The organism is Clostridium sp. AN503, assembly GCF_040719375.1.
Lineage (GTDB): Bacteria > Bacillota > Clostridia > Lachnospirales > Lachnospiraceae > Brotaphodocola.
Window position 1 is genome coordinate 846,186 of the sequence record NZ_JBFDTP010000001.1, and the last position, 20,767, is coordinate 866,952.

At 53.1% G+C, this 20,767-nt stretch carries 18 protein-coding genes; 1 reads left to right on the forward strand and 17 read right to left on the reverse strand.

Annotated elements, in window-relative coordinates; translation table 11 throughout:
* Positions 1–27: 27 nt before the first annotated feature.
* Positions 28–1,323, reverse strand: a complete 1,296-nt coding sequence (gene eno, locus AB1I67_RS03815; protein ID WP_367029145.1) for a phosphopyruvate hydratase — start codon at positions 1,321–1,323, stop codon at positions 28–30.
* Between the two features lie 191 nt (positions 1,324–1,514).
* Entirely contained in the window at positions 1,515–2,177 is a 663-nt protein-coding gene (locus AB1I67_RS03820) for a Crp/Fnr family transcriptional regulator (RefSeq protein WP_367028501.1), read from the reverse strand.
* A gap of 107 nt (positions 2,178–2,284) precedes the next feature.
* On the opposite strand from AB1I67_RS03820, the gene AB1I67_RS03825 reads away from it, so the two are divergent.
* Complete coding sequence (locus AB1I67_RS03825) at positions 2,285–2,935, forward strand: 4Fe-4S binding protein (protein ID WP_367028502.1); 651 nt, start codon at positions 2,285–2,287, stop codon at positions 2,933–2,935.
* Positions 2,936–2,949: 14 nt separating this feature from the next.
* On the opposite strand, the gene AB1I67_RS03830 is transcribed toward AB1I67_RS03825, so the two are convergent.
* The 15 genes from AB1I67_RS03830 to AB1I67_RS03900 all read right to left on the reverse strand — a co-directional run bounded on the left by AB1I67_RS03830 (position 2,950) and on the right by AB1I67_RS03900 (position 20,748).
* Positions 2,950–3,306, reverse strand: a complete 357-nt coding sequence (locus AB1I67_RS03830; protein WP_367028503.1) for an Hpt domain-containing protein — start codon at positions 3,304–3,306, stop codon at positions 2,950–2,952.
* Between the two features lie 57 nt (positions 3,307–3,363).
* Positions 3,364–5,031: an EAL domain-containing protein gene (locus AB1I67_RS03835; RefSeq protein ID WP_367028504.1), complete on the reverse strand. Its 1,668-nt coding sequence runs from the start codon at positions 5,029–5,031 to the stop codon at positions 3,364–3,366.
* Between the two features lie 160 nt (positions 5,032–5,191).
* The gene (locus AB1I67_RS03840; RefSeq protein ID WP_367028505.1) at positions 5,192–8,533 is read right to left on the reverse strand and encodes a response regulator; all 3,342 of its coding nucleotides are present in this window, start codon (positions 8,531–8,533) and stop codon (positions 5,192–5,194) included.
* Complete coding sequence (locus tag AB1I67_RS03845; protein WP_367028506.1) at positions 8,530–9,804, reverse strand: extracellular solute-binding protein; 1,275 nt, start codon at positions 9,802–9,804, stop codon at positions 8,530–8,532. The genes AB1I67_RS03840 and AB1I67_RS03845 overlap by 4 nt, the downstream gene beginning before the upstream one ends.
* Positions 9,805–9,951: 147 nt before the next feature.
* Positions 9,952–10,713: a pectinesterase family protein gene (locus tag AB1I67_RS03850; RefSeq protein WP_367028507.1), complete on the reverse strand. Its 762-nt coding sequence runs from the start codon at positions 10,711–10,713 to the stop codon at positions 9,952–9,954.
* A 12-nt stretch (positions 10,714–10,725) separates the two neighbouring features.
* Positions 10,726–11,676 (reverse strand): ABC transporter ATP-binding protein, encoded by a 951-nt coding sequence (locus AB1I67_RS03855; protein WP_367028508.1) that lies wholly within the window; start codon positions 11,674–11,676, stop codon positions 10,726–10,728.
* Entirely contained in the window at positions 11,664–12,716 is a 1,053-nt protein-coding gene (locus AB1I67_RS03860; protein ID WP_367028509.1) for an ABC transporter ATP-binding protein, read from the reverse strand. The genes AB1I67_RS03855 and AB1I67_RS03860 overlap by 13 nt, the downstream gene beginning before the upstream one ends.
* A 16-nt stretch (positions 12,717–12,732) precedes the next feature.
* Positions 12,733–13,623: an ABC transporter permease gene (locus AB1I67_RS03865; protein WP_367028510.1), complete on the reverse strand. Its 891-nt coding sequence runs from the start codon at positions 13,621–13,623 to the stop codon at positions 12,733–12,735.
* Positions 13,624–13,643: 20 nt separating this feature from the next.
* Positions 13,644–14,576 carry an ABC transporter permease gene (locus AB1I67_RS03870; RefSeq protein ID WP_367028511.1) on the reverse strand — a complete coding sequence of 311 codons (933 nt, stop codon included), beginning with the start codon at positions 14,574–14,576 and terminating at the stop codon, positions 13,644–13,646.
* A 61-nt stretch (positions 14,577–14,637) separates the two neighbouring features.
* The gene (locus tag AB1I67_RS03875) at positions 14,638–16,257 is read right to left on the reverse strand and encodes an ABC transporter substrate-binding protein (protein WP_367028512.1); all 1,620 of its coding nucleotides are present in this window, start codon (positions 16,255–16,257) and stop codon (positions 14,638–14,640) included.
* 42 nt (positions 16,258–16,299) lie between these two features.
* Entirely contained in the window at positions 16,300–17,697 is a 1,398-nt protein-coding gene (locus AB1I67_RS03880; RefSeq protein WP_367028513.1) for a serine hydrolase, read from the reverse strand.
* Positions 17,687–18,589 (reverse strand): glycosyl hydrolase family 28 protein, encoded by a 903-nt coding sequence (locus AB1I67_RS03885; protein ID WP_367028514.1) that lies wholly within the window; start codon positions 18,587–18,589, stop codon positions 17,687–17,689. The genes AB1I67_RS03880 and AB1I67_RS03885 overlap by 11 nt, the downstream gene beginning before the upstream one ends.
* Complete coding sequence (locus AB1I67_RS03890; RefSeq protein ID WP_367028515.1) at positions 18,532–19,227, reverse strand: glycosyl hydrolase family 28-related protein; 696 nt, start codon at positions 19,225–19,227, stop codon at positions 18,532–18,534. Before AB1I67_RS03890 ends, AB1I67_RS03885 begins: the two co-directional genes overlap by 58 nt.
* A gap of 37 nt (positions 19,228–19,264) precedes the next feature.
* On the reverse strand, positions 19,265–20,425 hold the full coding sequence (locus AB1I67_RS03895; protein WP_367028516.1) for a UxaA family hydrolase: 1,161 nt from the start codon (positions 20,423–20,425) through the stop codon (positions 19,265–19,267).
* Between the two features lie 17 nt (positions 20,426–20,442).
* A complete protein-coding gene (locus AB1I67_RS03900; RefSeq protein WP_367028517.1) occupies positions 20,443–20,748 on the reverse strand; it encodes a UxaA family hydrolase in 306 nt (101 codons plus the stop codon).
* Positions 20,749–20,767 lie beyond the last annotated feature (19 nt).

Genomic DNA, 20,767 nt, shown 5'->3' on the forward strand with positions numbered 1-20,767 from the left:
CCTGGTGCGGCAGTTTTATTTTACCTTTTACTTTACAGCGTGAAATGCCGCCATCCCCGGATAGACTGCACTTGCCCCCAGTTCTGCTTCTATGCGCAGAAGCTGGTTGTATTTTGCCACCCGCTCACTCCGGCTGGGCGCGCCGGTCTTGATCTGGCCCGCGTTCACCGCCACAGCCAGGTCTGCGATCGTGGTATCCTCCGTCTCTCCGGACCGATGTGAGGAGATGGCGGTATAGCCTGCCTGATGTGCCATCTTGATCGCTTCGAGAGTCTCCGATACAGAACCGATCTGGTTTAACTTGATCAGGATGGAGTTGCCGCAGCCCATACGGATCCCCTTGGACAGACGCTCTGTGTTGGTCACGAACAGATCGTCCCCGACCAGCTGTACCCGGTCCCCCAGCTCTTTGGTCATCATCTGCCAGCCTTCCCAGTCTTCCTCATCCAGGCCATCCTCAATGGATGCGATCGGGTATTTGCCGCAGAGATTCTTCCAGTGTGCCACCAATTCCGCGGAAGTGAACTTTTTACCACATTTGGGCAAAATGTATTCCCCCTTCACACCGCTCTTCCACTCACTGGATGCCGCGTCCATAGCGAGCACAAAATCCGTCCCCGGCTTGTAGCCTGCCTTCTCAACCGCCTTTAAGATATATTCGATCGCCTCCTCGTCGCTCCCCAGGTCCGGCGCAAAGCCGCCCTCGTCGCCGACAGAGGTTGCCAGACCATTTTCCTTCAAAAGGGACTGCAGCACATGAAATACCTCCGTACACCAGCGCAGGCCTTCTTTAAAGCTTGAAGCTCCCACCGGCATGATCATGAACTCCTGGACATCTACGGTATTGGCAGCATGTGCGCCGCCATTTAAGATATTCATCATAGGGACCGGAAGACGGTTTCCGTTCACTCCCCCCAGGGACCGGTACAACGGTATCCCCAGAGCCATCGCCGCCGCCCGCGCACTGGCGATAGAGACCGCCAGGATCGCATTGGCGCCCAGCCTGGATTTGTCCTTCGTTCCATCCGCCTCGATCATGGCACGGTCCACCGCATAGACATCCGATGCATCTACTCCGGTCAGGACATCACAAATGACCGTATTGATATTCTCAACCGCCCTGGATACTCCCTTACCGCCATAACGGCTTTTATCGCCGTCTCTCAGCTCCAGCGCCTCAAATTCTCCTGTGGACGCCCCACTCGGCGCTGCGCCTCTCCCAACCGTCCCGTCTTTTAAGGTAACCTCCGCTTCAACAGTCGGATTGCCTCTGGAATCAATGATCTCTCTTCCGGTTACTTTCTCAATCTCTAAAAAATTCATCATATATGATCCTTTCCCATAAAATGTCTCCTGACGAGCTTATTCGCCATCCCCGGTTGCCCGGTCTCATGCATCAGTACGTTGTTAGCTTTTGCTAACCATTTTTAGTGTAACAGATCCAAATCCCTTTTACAAGAGCCTCCAACTATTATTTTTTTCAATTTCTCTGTTTCTATCCCCTATTTTTTACGTTAACCTTTCCCACAGAGCGTAAAACAGTTTTTACTTACCTGCAGGATTCCGTCCCGCTGCATCTTTCCCAGCTCGCCCGACAGGGCGCTGCGGTCCACACTCAGATAATCTGCCAGCTGCTGCCGGTTGAATGGGACTGTAACGGTGCTGCTTCCCTGCCTGGCCGCCTGATATGACAGATAGGATAAAAGCCTGCCCCGGATGGTTTTGGCGGACGTATGCATGATCCTCCGCGACAGATTTAAGTTTTTCTGCGCGGTCGCAGCCAGCAGATTGCGTATCAGCATACTGTGATGCGGACAGGCAGAAGGACAGGACGTAAGAACCCTGCCTATATCCAAAAAAAGGATCTCTGAAGACTGCGCCGCAACCACGCTCACCATCATCGGTTCGCCTGGGATGCAGGCGTAGGTTTCCCCAAAGATCTGTCCCGGCGTGATATGGTTTAAAATGTCCTTATTCCCCCACAGCCCGTCATTTTCAATATGAACACTTCCGGAAAGCACCAGCCCCATGGTCTGTATGATATCTCCTGCGTGATGGATCAGCTCCCCTTTTTCATAAGATCTCTGTCTTGCCCCCAGGCATTCCAGCATGGCTTCCACATCCGGCGGGCGCATCCCACGGAAAAGGACAGTATCTGACAGGAAAACAAAATCCATTTTTTCTCCCTTCTTGTTGTTATAACAACATCTTTTTCTGCACAGTTATAGTATAGTATATCCGAAAGATAAAAGTATTTCATTAAAAATTTCAAGGAGGAGTCAACATGATCCGTAGAATTATCCACATCGATAAAGAGAAATGCAATGGCTGCGGAGCCTGCGCCGAAGCCTGCCACGAAGGCGCGATCGGCATGATAGACGGAAAAGCCGCCCTGCTGCGGGACGATTACTGCGACGGCCTGGGGGACTGTCTGCCCACCTGCCCGACCGGGGCGATCACCTTCGTGGAGCGGGAGGCTGCCGTGTTCGACAAAGCGGCTGTCCTGGCTGCCGCAAAAACCCGGAACGAAAAAAAGGCCGGCGGCAGCGCATCTGTTTCTTCTGTCCCGGTATCCCAGCTCCGCCAGTGGCCGGTCCAGATCAAACTGTCCCCCATACAGGCTCCATATTTTGACGGCGCCCATATACTGGTCGCCGCCGACTGCTCTGCTTTCGCTTACGGGGATTTCCACAACCGCTTCATGCGGGACAAGGTAGTCCTCATCGGCTGTCCCAAGCTGGATGAAGGCGACTACAGTGAAAAACTGGCAGAAATCTTTAAAAATAATAATGTCCAGAGCCTGACTGTCGTCCGTATGGAAGTGCCCTGCTGCGGCGGCATCGAACGCGCCGCTGTTACTGCCTTAAAAAACAGCAGCAAATCCATCCCCTGGCAGGTTGTCACACTTTCTCTGGACGGTCAGATTCTGGACTGATTCTTTCCGGCTGTTTACTTCAAGGTATCCACAAGCTGCACCACTCTCTCAAACTGTTTCTCAACCGTATCACAGAGCACATGGTAATCGTCCCTCTGCTCCCTTCTGCGAAGCGGCTCAACAATATCGTTGACCGCTTCTAAGAGCGGTGTTAGGCCCAGATTGGCAGCTACGCCTTTCAGTGTGTGAGCCGCGTTAAATGCAGACTCCAGATCTCCCGCCGCAACCGCCGCCTGCAGCTTCCCCGCATTGTCATCATCGCCCAGCTTGCCAAGCACTTTCAGATAAAGACGTTCATTCCCCATAAAGCGGGCCATCGTTCCCTGATAGTCCGCTCCATACTCTTCCATTTTTTCCTGTATGCTCTGCATCACATATCCCTCTCTTATCAATATACTTTAAGCGCCGCCCGTCGCAGCAACTGTCTGTTACGCTGTACGTGACTTCTCCAGCAATGCTTCAAACTCCGACCGTGGCATCGGCTTTGCATAATAATAACCCTGTGCATAATCACAGCCAGCTTCCCTAAGGCGGTCAAGCTGATCTTTCGTCTCCACACCCTCCGCCACTACCTTTAGGTTCATCCATCTTGCCAGATTCATGATAAAATGCAGTATTCCTTCATTGACAGGTTTGGCCGTCTCGCTCTGGATGAACTTCATATCCAGTTTCAGGATATCGAGCGGCATCTGGTTCAACATGTTCAGGGAGGAATATCCGCTCCCAAAATCATCCATCTCTATGGCAAACCCAAGCTGCCTTAAGCTTTTTACCGTATCGATGATCTGCTCCGGGTCCTCCGTATAGGCGCTCTCCGTGATCTCCAGATGCAGACGTCCCGCCGGCAGGTCATATTTCTTCAGGGTCTTCTGCAGGATATTGGTCAGATCGGTATTATAAATATCTGCCCGGGATACATTCACGGATAAGTTGATAGCCGGCAGGCCCTTGTCCTCCCAGTCCCGCAGCGCCGCACACGCCTGATCCCATACAAATACATCCAGATTGGTGATAAACCCGTTCTTCTCAAATACCGGGATAAACTGCGCGGGAGACTGGAACCCCCATTCGGGATGGTTCCACCGGATCAGGGCCTCCGCACCTGAGAGCCGGTTATCGCTGATCCGGTATTTGGGCTGGATATAGATCTCAAACTGCCCTTCCGCCAGCGCGGATTCCATACAGTCCGCGATCGCCTGTTCCTTCAAAAGCCTGCTGCGCAGCTTGTCGTCATAGGTGGCAAAATATTTGCCGTACTGCCCCTTGATCCCGCGCACTGCCAACAGTGCCCGGTCGCACATCTGCTCTACCAGGATAGAGCGGTCCTCAATATGATAGATCCCCCATTTCATCACAACATTTTTGATGTTGTTCGGAGAATTGATCTGTGCATTCGCTTTTATAAATGTCTCATCTGTATAATCAGATGTATGCTCCAGAAAACAAACAAACTGATCTGCATTCAGCCTGCCGCAAAAACCTTTCCCATCCACAAACTTCCGGTAAAACACTCCCACTTCCCGCAGAAGCTGGTCTCCAGCCGCAACACCGAACACATCGTTGACCAGCTTAAAGTTCTCTATGTCAGAACAGATAATATCATAATTCTGTTCCGGATGCCGGATCAGTGTATCCTTCACCTTCTGATAGAAAAACTCCTTACTGTAAAGCCCGGTCAGCCTGTCGTACTGAAGCAGGTTCACCATAGCTGCAGTCTCCCGCAGATTGATAATACTGGCGATCCGGTGCAGGATGATCTGCGGCTTGTACGGCTTCGCCACAAAATCGGTTGCGCCATGGGACAGCGCCGCGACCTCATCGGACTCTCCGTCGTTCTGAGTCGTCACGATGACCGGGATGGACGCACAGGATGGATCTGCCTTCAAATGTGACAGAAATGTATAGCCGTCCATGACCGGCATGATAAGATCCAACAGGATCAGAGAAATCTCTTCACGATACTGTTTCAGCACATCAAGCGCTTCCTTGCCGTTCTCCGCCTCGAGGACCTGGTATTCGCTTTCCAGGATCCCTACCAGCATCATCCGGTTCAGTTCATTATCTTCTACAACCAATATCTTCTTTTTTGAGTACATCTGCTAGTCCTTCCCGACATATGCCCTGATTCTTCCGGTTTATTCCTGCGGTTCCGGATATGTTCCGCTCCTTTTATTGTAGCATAAAGAAATATGCTCCGCAATGCCAAACCATTCCATAATACACGCCATAAATGACGCGCAACCCCCAGGCACATATTTATTTCTGCGGCAGATAACGGTTTAATATCTGCTCCAGCTTCCTCACCTCAAGAGGCTTGGCAAAATGGGCATCCATTCCAGACCGGAGCGCCAAACGTATATCCTCGTCAAATGCGTTGGCTGTCATGGCGATGATGGGAATCTCCGCCATGTCTTCGCGGCCCAGTGCACGGATGGCGCGGGTCGCCTCATAGCCGTTCATGTTCGGCATCTGTATATCCATAAAGATCAGATCATAGTATCCTTCTTTGGCCTGGGATATTTTCTGTACCGCCTCTGCGCCGTCAAAAGCTTCCTCTACCTCCGCTCCCGTCTCCTCGATAAGTATCCGGGCGATCTCACGGTTGATATCATTATCCTCCACCAGCAGGATACGGCATCCCGTATGATCCCGGGCTGCAGAAACAGAGGGCGCTTCGGCCATCTGCGTCTCCCCGCTGATCTCATTCAACAGATAACAGATTTTGGAGCGGTAGAACGGTTTTGAGATAAAGGAAGTCACCCCTGCTTCCCGCGCCTCACGCTCGATCTCCGACCAGTCATATGCCGTCAGGATGATCACCGGGATCTCCGGCCCAACCTCCTGCCGGATGCGCCTCGCGGTCTCCACCCCATCCATATCCGGCATCTTCCAGTCAATGATCACAAGAGAAAATGGGTCCGGCGTATTCTTTGCCTGGATAACCCGCTCAACGGCAGACCTGCCCTCAGTGGCAAATTCTGCCCTCAGCCCCATGTCCACCAATAATTCCGCCGCATTCTCGCAGGTCTGCCGGTCATCGTCCACGACCAGGCTGTGAATCCCGATCCACTCCTGCGGGACTGCCTCCTGACAGGCGTCCTGCAGCTGCATCGGCATGGTCACAGTAAAGACTGATCCGCTCCCCTGCACACTCTCTACCTGGATATCTCCACTCATCAAGTTAACGATATTCTTTGTGATCGCCATCCCCAATCCCGTCCCGGCAATACGGCTGGTAGTGGAATCCTGCGCCCGTTCAAAGGGCTGGAACAGATGCTCTAAAAACTCACTGTCCATACCGATCCCGGTGTCGGCACAGCGGAACAGATAGTTCCTGCGCCCGCTCCGGCTGGAGCATTCATCCCAGACATCAATCTGGATCGATCCGCCGGCCCGCGTATATTTTACTGCATTGCTGAGGATATTGAGATACACCTGCCTCACACGCAGCGCATCCCCGATGACGGTTTCCTGCTGCAGCAGAGACAGACGGACAACCAGTTCGATCTGCGCCGCTGCCGCCTGGGGCTGCATAAGCTCAACAACTTCGGATACCAGCTCTGCAAAATTAAACGGTTCCTCCCGCAATGACAGCTTACCGCTCTCAATCTTGGACATATCCAGGATATCGTTGATGAGACTCAGCAGATGCCGGCTGGAAAGCCCAATCTTCTTAAGACATTCGGTAACCCGTTCCCTGTCATCTAAATGGGTAGCAGCGATCGCCGCCATCCCCATGATGGCATTCATAGGCGTGCGGATATCATGGCTCATGTTGGAGAGGAACTGGCTCTTAGCCGTATTAGCGGCCCTGGCGCCCTCCAGGGCACTCTGAAGCGCCTGACGATGCTGTTCCTCTTCATGGCGCTGCTCATCAATGCTTCGTGAAAGGAGTATCGCCAGCTTTTCCTCAGAATATGGATTATCCACATAGATGATCTGGTTAGAGATCCAGTGATACTGCCCGTCCTTAAGCATTTGCCTTGCTTCAAGAAAGATCTCACGCTTATCCTTTCCCAGTGTGCCTGCAAGCGCATCCGGCGCAAAACGGCGTTTGAATTCCTCCAAGCTGTCAGGATGGACCGTGGTCATTATTTCTTTATATAACTGAGAAAAAGAAGTCTCATGCCCCAGATCGGTCATAAGCCCCTTCCCTATATAAATAAACTTCAGCGTATCCCGGCTTAGGTTAAGGCTGATGATCACAGGAAATACATTTGAGATAGCTCCCACCAGCATCGTGCGTTCCTGCAGTTTCTCCCTCTCTGCAGCTTCCTCAGCCAGCTTCTCCGCTGTGATGTCATGGAAGGTGGCAATAAGGATATCACGACCCTCCTGATCCAGGGTCTTTTCAATGATCCCGGACGCCCAAAAGAGACTGCCGTCCTTTCTCGCCAGTCGGTTTTCAAAGGGATTTTTCCGTCCGGTCATTACCGTTTCCTGGATGATATCCATGATCTGCCCGGAGTCCTCAGGATCCAGTACATCCTCCAGTTTCCGTCCCCTGGGCGCATCATTGGCAGCGTCGTCCGGATACTCCAGCAGCCGCAGCCCCTCCCGGTTCAACTGTATAAAACGGTAAGGACGTTCCATCGTCAACAGGGCAATGCCCTCAGGCACCGCATTGTATAGATGCCCGATATAATCTGCCTGGCTGCGCAGCCTCTTTGCCGTCTGTCGGGTATAATAAAAATAGAGCGCCACCAGCAGGGCAATCCCCATAATGATCGCTGCGATCAGCGTCAGGGTCTGCCGGATGATCTGATCCGTCTGAGCGCTGACTACCCCATATGGAATGATGGAGATCAAATGCCAGTCTGTTCCCAGCTTCAGCGGTATATAACAGAACACGGTCTGTTCCCCCTGATAGGACAGGACGGCCCAGCCTGTTTTCGCTCCCGCAAGAGATTCCATAAACAGCTGCAGGCTGTCCTCCTCATTGTCTGATTCCCGCAGCATGTCAAATAAGTTCTGAACTGTTTTATTGCTGTCCGGATGCGGCGGACGGACCAGAACATTGCCGTCCACATCCACCACATAGGAAAACCCGCTGTTCTGATAAAAGGACAGGGTGAATGTATCCACGATCGCCCCAACCTCGTACTCTTTCACCAGATAAGCAGTGCTTCCATCCGCCATAACCACACGGATAAACAGGTTGAACACATTGACCCCGGTGACACTGCTGATGTGTGGATCAAGCACGCCGTATGCCTTATCATTATCCATCAGGGCAAGAGCGACTGTCTCGTCTGCCTGTGTGCCGGAGGGAAGGCAGACTCCATCCTCCCGGTACAGACTGACTCCTTCATCCATCTGTCCATAATTCGTAAGCTGGCTGTCCAGCATATCCGGCTGTTCTGCCTGCTGCAGAAAGCCTGCTATGTTGCCAAGGGTACGATAATCCTCCTCCAACTGGACCTGCAGAGTGTTGCAGCCCTGCTGTGTACTCTCCAGTATGGTATTGACCGACTGTTTCCAAAGCTGCTCCCTGACCGCACTCAAAAACATACAGGTCAAGATCCCCAAAACTGCTCCTGTGACAACAGCCGCCGCTGTGACCTTCCATTTAGAATGTCTGGAGTTCTCTGTCCTCACGATGGTAAATCCTCCTCAATCTGCAGCTCCATCCATTCCAGGGCAGAGTCCAGCTCCTCGCCTGACAGCAGCTTTTTGGAAACCTCTGCCGTCAGCTCCCATATCGGCAGCTCCAGCCCTCCGTCCGACCCAAATACAATATGTCCGGCTTCATAACAGGGGATGAGCGGCTGGATCGCCTCAACAGAGGAATAACTGCCGCCCTTCTGCGGACTGAGAGAAGCCTGCTGGTCTGCAAATCTCTGGATATTCTCAGTCCTAGTGAAATACTCCACAAACTTCATGGCAGCGTCCAGATGCCTGCTGTCTGCGTTGATGCTTAAACGGGTATCCGCATTGATCACCACCATAGCTCCGTCCCTCAGTACCGGAAGCGGCGCCACTTTAAAGGAAAACCCCGGAGACATCTCACTGAAACGTCCGGCTGCCCAGGCTCCTGTCAGCATAAACGGAGACTTTCCCTGGGCAAACTCCTGCAGATCCCCGGATGTTTTCTTTGTAACAAGAGCCTTCTGCGCGTCAATATAACCGCGTTCCAAAAAAGATGATACCAGCGCAAAACCCGGCCTCAGATAATCACTCAGACGCTCTGCCCCGCTGTTGATCCCGTCAAACACAGCTTCCTGCCGCCCCTCCTGGTAAACCTGGTAAAAACCGACGCCGATCGCAAGGGTTTTCAGGGAGATATCATTGTTGGCAACCACGGGGGTTATACCCTGATCCACAAAATAGTCGCAGACCGCTTCCCACTCCCCAAGATTCTGGGGGATATCCTGACGGTGTTCCTCCAGCAGGTCCATGTTGCAGTAAAGGCCAAACATGGATACCGTGGTGGGCACCCAGTAGATGGCCCCATCCTCCTCCTTCATCTGGCTCAGCATGGCGTCTGTATACCCGGATACAAACTCCATGCCGGAAAGATCCACTACCTTACCACTCTGCTCCAGATCCAGCAAAGTATCGTGGTTGACCATAAATACATCGTCGCCTTTATCGGAAGAGATCCGCTTACCCAGCGCATCAAAATAATCCGCTCCCTTCAGGCTTTCATAGGAAATCCGGATATCCGGGTACTCTTTCATAAAGCCTGAGAGGATCTCTTCGATCACCCGGACATTTTCCGGCTCATATTTATTTCCAAAAAAAGAAATGGTCGTAACCACAGGATCTGTATCCTCAAAGTTGACCACTTGATTTTTTTCCGCACATCCAGTCAATAAAGCACAGGTAAAGGCACCTGCCAGCAGCAGGCTTTTCGCTGTCTTTTCCATATTAGTACCCCGTTTTGCTCTATTTTCGTTCCTGGTTACAATTAACACAAGTGTAGCATAGCAGCTAAAAAAATGCAATCTTTTGCAGAGTCCGCCGCATGAAAAAAACTCCTGCAAATACAGGAGTTTTTAAACACCAAAAGCTATTCACCGCTCTATCTTCACATAATCCGGCCGCCCCTTGGGGCATGCGCCCGGGCCGTAAGACCCGGTCTCCACAAACTCCACTGTCTCATGGGATTTTGGCTTGTTCCAGTCATCCCAGCCCGCCCGGTTGATATGCGGCCCGAGATAACAGTTCTCAAGCCGCACCTTTGCATGGATACGCCATGGCCTTCCGATATAGCAGGAGCCGTCCATAACGCCTTCCGCGGCGGTAAACCTGCAGTTCCTGGCGACAAAACCCACCTTCACATCCTCCGGCGTACAGGGCGCAAACACGTATCCCGGCTCCACATTTTTAAACTCACAGTTGTCAAAATACGCCGTTGCCCCGCCGAATATAAAATCGATCCCGCCCTCGATCAGGCAGTTTTTAAAATACATGGTATGGTTGGTCCGGGGGTAAAATTGTTTCGGCCCCAGAAAACCGTCCGGTATGCGCTCCTTTAAAGGCAGTGGAGCCAGAAAAAGCGTATCCTGGTGCGCCCGTAAAACACAGTCCGTCACGTGGATATCATCCCCGTCGAGGTACAGGGCAATCGCCTGCCCCACAGCGCCGCCCGGTCCTGCGCCATTTTCAAAATAGCAGTTTTTAAAGGTGATGCCTGAGCCATCCGCCAGAACCGTGTAGGTGCGGAAGGTATGATAAGGCTTCCCATCCGGATGCAGCTCATATGCGTAATGGCTGCCCAAGAAAGAACGGTTCTCAATAACCGCATTGTCCTCATGAACATAATACTGCCCCATCTGCCGCCCTCCTTATCCGATCCGCCCGCACGCCACGAAATGCCCCGGGGTGATCTCCCGCAGCGGCGGGATCCCTTTTCTGCATTCCTCGCACGCCATACTGCAGCGTTTGTAGAAACGGCACTCGTCCGGGAGATTGATCGGTGAAGTGATCTCACCCTGGATCAGCTCCTCCTCCTTCTTTATCCCCAGCTCCGGAACAGGGATCGCTGACAAAAGGGCCTTGGTGTATGGGTGCAGCGGATTGCCAAACAGCTCCTCCACCGGCGCCTTCTCCACCAGGGAACCTAAATACATCACCGCTATATCATCTGCAAAATAATTAACCACCGACAGGTTATGGGTAATAAAAATATAGGTAAAGCCCATCTTCTGCTGAAGCTCCTTGAGCAGGTTCAAGATCTGCGCCTGGATCGATACGTCCAGGGCAGACACCGGCTCGTCGCATACGATGAACTTGGGATTCACGGAAAGCGCCCTGGCGATGCCGATACGCTGCCGTCTGCCGCCATCCAGCTCATGAGGATAGGTGTTGTACAGTCGTTTTGCAAGGCCCACCGTCTCCATCAGCTCCAGCACCCGCTTCTCGATCTCCGCCGGGTTCTTCAAGATTTTATTCAACCGGATCGGCTCTGCGATCAGTTCGCTGACCGTCATCCTCGGGTCCAGGGATGAAAACGGGTCCTGGAAAATGATCTGCATATCCTTGCGCAGGGCCTTCATCTCACTGCGGGATATATTCTCGATGTTCTTTCCCTCAAAAATGATCTCACCGGAAGTCGGTTCGATCAGCCGGAGGATGGTGCGGCCTGTGGTTGACTTCCCGCAGCCTGATTCCCCCACGATCCCCAGTGTCTTCCCTCTTTCGATCGAGAAGCTGACCCCGTCTACTGCATGTACGTCTCCCTTTTTCGTCTTAAAATATTTTACAAGGTTTTTTACCTCTAAGATCACTTCTGACATAAAGTACTTCTCCTTTTTATCCGGAACTCCGGATCATCGTAAGCGGCACATGCTACCATATGGGTATCCGAGACCATCCTCTGCTGCGGCTGAGCCGTCAGGCAGACATCCGTTGCATAGGGGCATCGGTCTGCAAACGTACATCCGGCAGGCAGGTTCGACGGGTCCGGCATAAGGCCGTTTATGGGCTGCAGTTTCTGATGACGCGCCTGAATGTTCGGCAGGGAGTTAAACAGCCCTTCTGTATAAGGGTGCATGGTGGCATTAAAGATATCCTCCGCGGTGCCCTCCTCCACGATCCGTCCCGCATACATGACTGCAACCCGGTCACACATCTCAGCCACAACTCCCAGATCGTGGGTGATCAGGATCATGGACGTGCCATAAGTGGTCTGCAGCTCCTTCATCAGCCGCAGCACCTGTGCCTGGATCGTCACATCCAGGGCCGTCGTTGGCTCATCCGCGATCAGTACCGTGGGCTTGCAGGCAAGGGCGATCGCAATGCCTACCCGCTGCCGCATACCGCCGGAAAACTGATGCGGGTATTCCACAGAACGGTTGGGATCGATCCCTACGATCTTGAGCATCTCCTTTGCCCGTTTCAGCGCCTCATCCCTGCTCACATTGTCATGCAGCAGTACGCTTTCTGCAATCTGTTCCCCCACTGTCATGACCGGGTTCAGCGAGATCATCGGGTCCTGGAATATCATGGAGATCTCACTTCCCCGCACTGCACACAGCTCTTCCGGGCTCAAGTTCATCATATCCAGGCCGTTTACCAGGATCCTGCCGTTTTTCACGACCCCCGGCGGGCTTGGGATCAGTCTCAGCAGGGAAAGCATGGCGGTGGTCTTTCCGGCTCCCGTCTCTCCCACCAGGCCCAGCACGCTCTTCTTTTTCAATTTCAGATCAATGGAATTCACTGCATGGACTGTGGACGCATCCGTTTGATACAGGATCTCTAACCCCTCTATGTCCACCGCATAATCCGTTTCCACCCGCTCCAGTCTGATATTCGTTTTCTGTTTATTCTTTCTCATCTCGACGCCTCTCTTCTTATCGCTTCATCTTCGGATCCAGCGCATCCCGCAGGCCATCGCCTATCAGGTTGATCGCCATGACCGTGACCATAATGGCAAGTCCCGGGAACAGGCAGAGATAGGGGGCTTTTAAAATATGGTTTTTTGCGGAGGACAAAAGCGCCCCCCATTCCGGTGTGGGCAGGGCAACCCCAAGCCCGATATAGCTTAGGCTGGAAGCCGCGATGATGGAGGAACCCAGCCGGAGCGTACACTGCACCAGGATCGAAGAAAAACAGTTTGGCAGTATATGCTTAAAAATGATATAAAAACTGGAAGCCCCGATCGCATGCGCCGATTCCACATATTCATTGAACCGTACCGTCATAACAGCTGCCCGGGTGATCCTGGCCAGTACCGGGATGCTTCCCACTGCCAGAGCCAGCGACAAGTTCACCAGGCTGGTCCCCAGCGCCGCCACCAGCGTGATGCTGAGCAGGATGCTGGGAATGATCCCGAACGCATCCAGGATCCTCATAACGACCGCATCATACCTGCCTCCAATATAACCGGCGGACGCGCCGATGGGAAGCCCGATCGCTGTGCCGATACATACGGCAGTCACGCCGATGGAAAGGGAATACCGGGCGCCATAGCCTACCCGCGCCAGCATATCACGCCCATACTCGTCAGTCCCGAAGGGATGTGCCAGGCATGGCGCCGTAAACCTCTGAGGGATATTCATTCCGATCACATCGGTCTGATAATCCCAGATAACATCTGCAAAAATGGCTACCAGGATAATCAGCAGTGTGACTGCCAGCCCGATCATTGCCCCCTTGTTCTTCCGGAACTGATGCCAGATCGCTTTCAACCGGTTTTCTTTTACACTGACTTCCTGATCTGTTTGTGTCTCTATTTTCTTCATATCGTTCGACCTCACATCCATCACTTTGTAAATTGCGCCTTGATCCTGGGATCGATAAACGCATATAACAAGTCCACGCACAACAGGATCAGAGAAACCATAATTGAAGTCATGATGACAAATCCGGTCACCACCTGATAATCATTTTTCAAAATGGAATCCACAATATAGCTCCCGACTCCCGGCCAGGAAAACACCCGCTCCGTGACCACGGAGCCGCCGATCAGCCCAGCGATCTGGGTCCCGACCATGGTGACGATGGGGATCAGTGCATTTTTCAGGGCATGGCGGACCATGACCACCTTTTCCGGAAGCCCCTTCGAGCGCGCTGTCCGCAGATAATCCTGGTTGATCACATCCAGCATCGCAGAGCGGGTCGTTCTGGTGATCGCCGCCATCATAGCTGTGCCGCAGGTGATGGAAGGAAGCACCAGGCTCCGGAGGCCGTCGCCTGCGCCAAAGGATGGGAAGATACTCATATTGACGGAAAATGCCAGTATGAGCAGGATGCCGATCCAGAAGTTCGGCATAGCCAGTCCCACAAACGCGATCATGGAAGCGATCGCATCGATCCAGGTATTCCGTTTAATGGCCGCCGCCATCCCCAGAGGGATCGAGCACAGCACAGCAAGCAGCGCCGAGCAGCAGGCCAGGTTGATCGTATAGGGCAGTTTGGAGAAATACAGCTGCCAGACATCTGCGCCGTTGTAAATGCTTGTCCCCAGATCCCGCCTCAGGATCCCCGACATATAGCGGACATACTGCACGATCAGAGGATCATTCAGGCCATGGGTCTCTCTGTAGTACGCCAGCGCCTCAGCCGTCGCCTCGTCGCCAAGCGCCGTCACCGCCGGGTCTCCCGGCACCATATCCATAATGAAAAAGACCGCAAAGGAAACTGCCAGTACCACCAGGATTACCATGCCTAATCTCTTTATAATATACTTATACATCTTCTATCCCCCGTTTCCGGGGGCTGCCCCAGGATATCCTGCGGCAGCCCGGTTGTCCTGATTATTCTTCTACCACTACACAGTTTGTAAAGTCAACGTAATAGTACTGGTTGTTCAGATCGATCCCATAAAAGCCCTTTGTACCGATACACCATAAGTACTGCTCGATCAGCGGGATCGCCGGCACTTCATCTGCCAGTACCTGCTGGATCTCGGCATAGCGCTCCGCCATCTCATCCAGGTTCTTGCTCCTGGTCGCCTCATCCATCATGGCATCCAGTTCCGGATTGCTGTAGTTCATAACATTAGACTGACCTCCGGTGCTGAAGAAGCGCTGTACAATATTTAAGATGGAACCCTGGGAAGAAGACTGCTGCAAATACATATCATACTTTCCATCCTCACGCAGGGACGCGCTGAAGCCCGCCTGTGAAAACTCGGATACGGTCAGATCGATATTCACTGCCGCCAGGTTTGCCTGGATGATCTCTGCAAGAGGGATGAATTTTCCTGCCGCACAGAGGCGAAGCGGAAGCTTGTTGTTCTCATCATAGCCAAGCCCCTTTAAGATCTCAACCGCCCCCTCCGGGTCATACGGGATTGCCTCAACCTCTGCGTGCAGCGGGGAAGCGGTGTTTACATAGTTGAAGGACGCCGTTCCCAACTGTCCGTCCTCATAGCAGGCCGCCTCCAGGTCGTCACGGCTGATCGCCATGGCTAACGCGCGGCGGATCTCCAGGCTGCCTCCCTCCCTGGCGCAGTTGATGCCCAGAAATATATTGGAAAGGCTTGTGTTCTGATATACATTATAATCCGGGTTGTTGAGGAACTTCACAATATCCGCCGGGTTGGGATCAAACACAACGTCCACGTCCCCGGACTCAATAGAAAGCGCTCTTGCATTGTCGTCCGTGATCACGGTAAATGTGATCTGTCTGGTGAGCGGCACGTCCCCGAAATAATCTTCGTTGCGCTCCATTACCCACTGAACGCCCGGCTCATAGGATACGAACTTAAACGGACCGGTACCGATGGCGCCGCCTGCTTCGATCCCTTCCTCCTCAATCGTGGCTTTGGACATGATCTTCTGTGCCGCATAGTAAGGCCAGTCTGCGCAGGTATCCGTCAGGTTGAACACTACCGTATGATCATCCGGCGTTTCCATGCTGTCAATATGTTCGGTCCCGTTGATCGGGAACGTGATCCCTTCATTGGTAGTGGATGCTGCATACTCGAATGTAAACACCACATCCTCCGCCGTCAGAGGCTTGCCGTTCTGAAACTTTACATCGTCTCTCAACTGGAACGTCCATACAGTGCTGTCCTCATTACCCGACCAGGAGGTTGCCAGATCCGGCAAGATCTCATTTTCACTGTTTATTTTTACCAGGCGGTTAAAGGTGGAGTTGGTCAGCATGGCCGTCTGCGTATTGTTGCTCCCGTAAGGCGCATTGGACGGCAGGTCGTTGGTGGTTGCAATAACAATAGAATCCTTATACGTTACATCCTCTTTTCCAGTCTCCAGTTCCGCATTGACATTCTCCGCCGTTTCCAGGATCGACGCCGTGGTTTCCGTCTCTCCTCCGGCTGTTGGCGCAGATTTACCGCCGCCTCCGCAGCCCGTCAGTACAGATGCAGCTAAGGTCCCACACAGGAACAGTGAAATAAGCTTCTTTTTCATTTTCTCTTTCTCCTTGTATTATAAAGTTTTATGCTACTTAAATTAAGTTTCCTTCCAGCATACATAATCGCCCGTGTATTCCCGGTGCAGCAGTTCCCCGGTATTCTTCATCCGGATCACCAGGCTGCGGTCCCCGATCGGCGCGAATTCCATCTCCATGGATGCCGGCTCCGGCGTCAGATATTTCACCCGGACATAATACTCGCCTCCAGGCTGGCTGGCCCCTACTGCCAGATATCTCGACCCCGTAACAGGAAAATCCCCTTCATAAAATCCATTCTCCCGCCACCGGATCTCCCGGTCCCCAGCGGCTGTTTCTATGCGGATCCGGTGCTCATTTCGGTCTATCTCAAATGTTTTAAAAAACGAGTCCACACATCCGTACTTACCTTCCGGGCAGGTAGTACCGGGAATGCCTCCCGGCAGCAGCGTCTGAATACCGGAAACCTCCTGGCCTTCCACCGACAGCCTGCCCTTTCTCAAAAACAGGAACAGAAGATCCTCCAGCAGGTTCTCCATTGCCCCCGGATCCCCAATGGTGTCTCCAAATCCTGACACCACCAGGTTCTGCTGCGGCAGACAGAGGATGATCTGGCTCCCTTTTCCAAAGCTGAAAAACCCGGTCCCCGGCAGACACCAGAAACCATAGCCATAACCCTGCTTCTGCAGGCAGGAATCCCGGCTGCTGCCGGTAAAGGAATTGACCTGCAGCGCCTTTCGCATATACGGCTCCGGCAGCAGCTGCCTGCCGTCCCAATTTCCATAATTCATGATCAGGCGGCCAAACAGCGATATATCCTTCAGGCTGCAGAGCAGCCCGCTTCCGCCCATGGACACGCCCTGCTCGTCTGCAAGGAAATACGCTTCTTTGCTGAACCCGATCTGATCCAGGCATTCCTCCCGCAGAAAATCCAGAAGCTTTTTCTGTGTCAGCTTTTCCACCAGCGCCGCCAGCGTGTGGTATCCGGACGTATCATAACAGAATATCGTACCCGGCGGATGCTCCGGCACGCTTGTAAAAAAGGACCTGACCCAGTTATTATCACAGCTCCGCTTATACGTCGTAGACGAGTAGCAGGTTTTCATGGACAGCATGTGGCTGATGGTCATTTCCGAGATCCACTCCGACACCCCCCGGGGCCGGTATTCCGGAAACCAGTCCAGTATCTTATCCTCCAGCGCAAGCATCCCCCGGTCCTCCAGTATCCCAATCGCCACCGATACAAAGCTCTTTGAAATGGAATAGGCCCGTTGGAGATGGTCTTTATAGTAAGGCCAGCTAAACGCCTCATACAGAAGTTCCTCCCCACAGTCGATGCGCAGGCTGTGCATATCGATCCCTCTCTGCCCGATCCGGTATTCCAGCCACTTGATCCATTCCTCCTCAAACCCGTGTTTTTCCAGCTTTTCGCGGTCTACAAATACTAACCTACTCAACATCCATCTCCTCCACATGCTCCAATATATAAGGCTCTGTGTCTGCACCTGTCACGGTAACCTGCTTTAAGGAAACCTTTTTTACCCAGTAAAAATGCAGACCGGACTTACAATATTGCGGCGGATCCAGGGTCATAACTGCCGTCCCCGGTTCAGCCTGTTCTCTCATGTGAAATTGAACGTTCTCCATGCGGATCTCTTCAACCGGCTGCTCCGGCAGCCCCCAGAAAGCGCCTGCCGCCCACTCCACCTCCGTTGCCCGGATATTCTTAAACAGGAACGATCCAAAGCAGGGGGTTCGCTCATCTATGGGAAGCATACTGTGATTGTACATATATTCCTGGTCCGGCTCATTGTTCCGCGCCTTATAAAACATGTTCACTACCAGCGGGGCTTTCACATTTACCATCTCAATATTGTCAAACACCACATTGTCCACGGCTGCCCGCCGGCCGCGCCCCCGCTGGGTCTTGATCCGTAAGCCGCGGTCCGTCTTTTCAAACCGGCATTGTGTTACGGTTATATCCTTCAGTCCTGCGCTCAGTTCGCTGCCCAGTGTGACAGCGCCATGACCATACTGCATCAGGCAGTTGCGGATCACAACCTCCTCACAGGGCGTTTTCCGCTTCTCACCCATCTCAAATTTTCCGGATTTAATGGCGATACAATCATCCCCCACGGAAAACTCGCATCCTATGATCGACACCCGTTTACAGGACTCCGGGTCGATCCCATCTGTATTCGGGTTCTCTTTTGGATTCTGCAGCTTCATATCCGCATACACCACATCCTGGCAGAAGAACGGGTGCTGGTTCCAGGAAGCTGTATTCCGGCAGGTCAGCCCTGCAGCCCGATATTCCTGCAGCCATTGAGGAAGATCCCCCTTGGCCTCCATGCCACCCGCATCACCCGGTCATTGACCCACCAGTCGCTTTTATCAGCTTGTCCGTCAATGACCCCTCTGCCGTACAGCTTCACATGCTCCACGCCAATCCCGGTGATCAATCCTGCAAATGCAGATTCCGCTTTTCCCTCCCAGGTCCCCAGATAATATTCGGTTTCCCCATCATTCATCGGCAGCCTGCCGGGAAGGATCGGGTATTGATGGCGGTCGGTCTCCCCCAGAAGTGTCGCGCCCTCCTGAAGCTCAATCTGGATATGGCTCTTTAAAAATATGGGTTTTATCCGGTAGTCCCCTTCAGGGATCAGGACCCTGCCGCCTGGCGGGCAGCTTAAGATCGCCGCCTGGATCGCTCCGGTATCGTCCGACTCCCCATCCCCTTTTGCATAAAAATCCCGGACATTCAGGGTGAGTGTTTCCATGTCGGTGCGAAACTCCACCTGCTGGCCTGCCGCCTCAACCACATATTCCGTATCCGGCTCCAGGCCATACAGCGAAAATACATTTCTGCACTGCCCCGCCTCAACCTGCCTGCCGTTTAAAAGAATCTGAAAAGGCTCTTCCGTTTGGTATATCTGCCTGTTTTCCAACTCCAGCGTAACGCTCCGGCATGATGTAAATATAACGTTCATGATACGTTCCTCCCGGTTCCCGGTTTAAATGAAAGATTTAAATAAAACGGCAGATATGATCCACGGCAATATCTGAAAAACCAAAGATCTCCGCCTTTGTCATCTTCCCGCTGCACACCTCCAAAAGACTTTTAAGCAGCCGCGCCCCCGCGTCCTCCGGCGTTTCACCTTCCGTAATTATGGCGCTGACATCCTCGTCGATATTGTCCGCCATGACCTGGCAGGTCTGGGGGTTGCCGCATACCTTGATGACCGGCGCGATAGCATTTCCCGTGGGCGTCCCTCTGCCTGTGGTAAAGATGACCACCTGGCATCCGCCTGCCACCATGGACGTCACCGATGAGATATCATATCCCGGCGTATCCATGATAACCGCACCTTTCTTTGTGGGCATCTCCGCCTCCTGAAGCACCTCTACGACCGGTCGGCTCCCGCCTTTCCGGATGCAGCCAAGGCTCTTCTCCTCCAGCGTGGAAAGGCCTCCTGTCTTATTGCCCGGCGTCGGCTGCCCTGCCCTGCAGTCCTGTCCCACCGCAGCCAAATGGGCCTCATAATCCTTACAGATCTGTATGATCTGATTATGGATCTCTCTGGTCTCACCCCGCTTTGCCAGGACGTGTTCCGCTCCGATAAACTCGATCGTCTCGCTCATCATCGTGGACGCGCCTGCATCGATCAGCAGGTCGCTAAGCTCTCCCACGGCCGGATTCGACGCGATCCCCGAGGTGGCGTCAGATCCCCCGCACTCAATCCCCATCAAAAGCTCTGAGATATCACAGGCCTCCTTCTGCTGCATGGAAGCTTTCTCCACCATCGCCCTGGCGGCTTTTACCGCCTCCGCCACCGTCTTTACCGTTCCCCCCACTTCCTGGATCCCAAAGGAAACGACTGGTTTACTGGTCATCTTTTCAAGCTCTGCTTTTAACTCTCTGTGGGGTACGGTCTCGCATCCAAGCCCAATGATAACAATTCCGTAAATATTTCCGTTACAGGCAAAGCCCCTGAGGACCCTCTGCGTCATCTCTGTGTTGGCTGCAACGTCTGAACAGCCTGTGTTAATGATCACGTTGACCGCTCCTTTAACCTGCGCCGCTGCCAGCCTGCAGCTCTCACTGGCACATGCGCAGGTGGGCAGGATCAGCACATGATTCCTTATCCCTACCTTTCCGTCCGGACGACGGTAACCCTGAAACACCATGTTGTTTCTCCTTATTTTTATTCGCAAATCTCATCGTCATAATTTCTTGGCAGCCCGATCAGATTGGTGTGGGATATCCACCCGCCAGCCGGTATCCGGCAGGCCGTCACACCGATCGCCTCCCCATACTTTATGACGGAAGCGCCCTCTTCCAGATCCGTCAGCGCCACCTTATGCCATACAGGGATGTCCTCACCAGCCGTCAGCTCCTCCACTGCGTCCTTACGCCTGTAACAGACAGTCCCGCCCTGTTTTACCGGCTCCGTGCAGACCGCCACATTATCTGAGGCATTCATGACCAGCGCATTCACTTGCATATTCATGCAGCCAATCCTCCTTACT

What these genes read in the sequence shown, in the direction of transcription:
- eno (WP_367029145.1), bottom strand. Translation starts at nt 1,323, where the DNA reads ATGAATTTTTTAGAGATTGAGAAAGTAACCGGAAGAGAGATCATTGAT.
- AB1I67_RS03895 (WP_367028516.1), bottom strand. Translation starts at nt 20,425, where the DNA reads ATGGTGTTTCAGGGTTACCGTCGTCCGGACGGAAAGGTAGGGATAAGG.
- AB1I67_RS03885 (WP_367028514.1), bottom strand. Translation starts at nt 18,589, where the DNA reads ATGGAGGCCAAGGGGGATCTTCCTCAATGGCTGCAGGAATATCGGGCT.
- AB1I67_RS03845 (WP_367028506.1), bottom strand. Translation starts at nt 9,804, where the DNA reads ATGGAAAAGACAGCGAAAAGCCTGCTGCTGGCAGGTGCCTTTACCTGT.
- AB1I67_RS03870 (WP_367028511.1), bottom strand. Translation starts at nt 14,576, where the DNA reads ATGTATAAGTATATTATAAAGAGATTAGGCATGGTAATCCTGGTGGTA.
- AB1I67_RS03825 (WP_367028502.1), top strand. Translation starts at nt 2,285, where the DNA reads ATGATCCGTAGAATTATCCACATCGATAAAGAGAAATGCAATGGCTGC.
- AB1I67_RS03865 (WP_367028510.1), bottom strand. Translation starts at nt 13,623, where the DNA reads ATGAAGAAAATAGAGACACAAACAGATCAGGAAGTCAGTGTAAAAGAA.
- AB1I67_RS03835 (WP_367028504.1), bottom strand. Translation starts at nt 5,031, where the DNA reads ATGTACTCAAAAAAGAAGATATTGGTTGTAGAAGATAATGAACTGAAC.
- AB1I67_RS03860 (WP_367028509.1), bottom strand. Translation starts at nt 12,716, where the DNA reads ATGAGAAAGAATAAACAGAAAACGAATATCAGACTGGAGCGGGTGGAA.
- AB1I67_RS03880 (WP_367028513.1), bottom strand. Translation starts at nt 17,697, where the DNA reads ATGTTGAGTAGGTTAGTATTTGTAGACCGCGAAAAGCTGGAAAAACAC.
- AB1I67_RS03850 (WP_367028507.1), bottom strand. Translation starts at nt 10,713, where the DNA reads ATGGGGCAGTATTATGTTCATGAGGACAATGCGGTTATTGAGAACCGT.
- AB1I67_RS03890 (WP_367028515.1), bottom strand. Translation starts at nt 19,227, where the DNA reads ATGAACGTTATATTTACATCATGCCGGAGCGTTACGCTGGAGTTGGAA.
- AB1I67_RS03875 (WP_367028512.1), bottom strand. Translation starts at nt 16,257, where the DNA reads ATGAAAAAGAAGCTTATTTCACTGTTCCTGTGTGGGACCTTAGCTGCA.
- AB1I67_RS03830 (WP_367028503.1), bottom strand. Translation starts at nt 3,306, where the DNA reads ATGCAGAGCATACAGGAAAAAATGGAAGAGTATGGAGCGGACTATCAG.
- AB1I67_RS03900 (WP_367028517.1), bottom strand. Translation starts at nt 20,748, where the DNA reads ATGAATATGCAAGTGAATGCGCTGGTCATGAATGCCTCAGATAATGTG.
- AB1I67_RS03855 (WP_367028508.1), bottom strand. Translation starts at nt 11,676, where the DNA reads ATGTCAGAAGTGATCTTAGAGGTAAAAAACCTTGTAAAATATTTTAAG.
- AB1I67_RS03820 (WP_367028501.1), bottom strand. Translation starts at nt 2,177, where the DNA reads ATGGATTTTGTTTTCCTGTCAGATACTGTCCTTTTCCGTGGGATGCGC.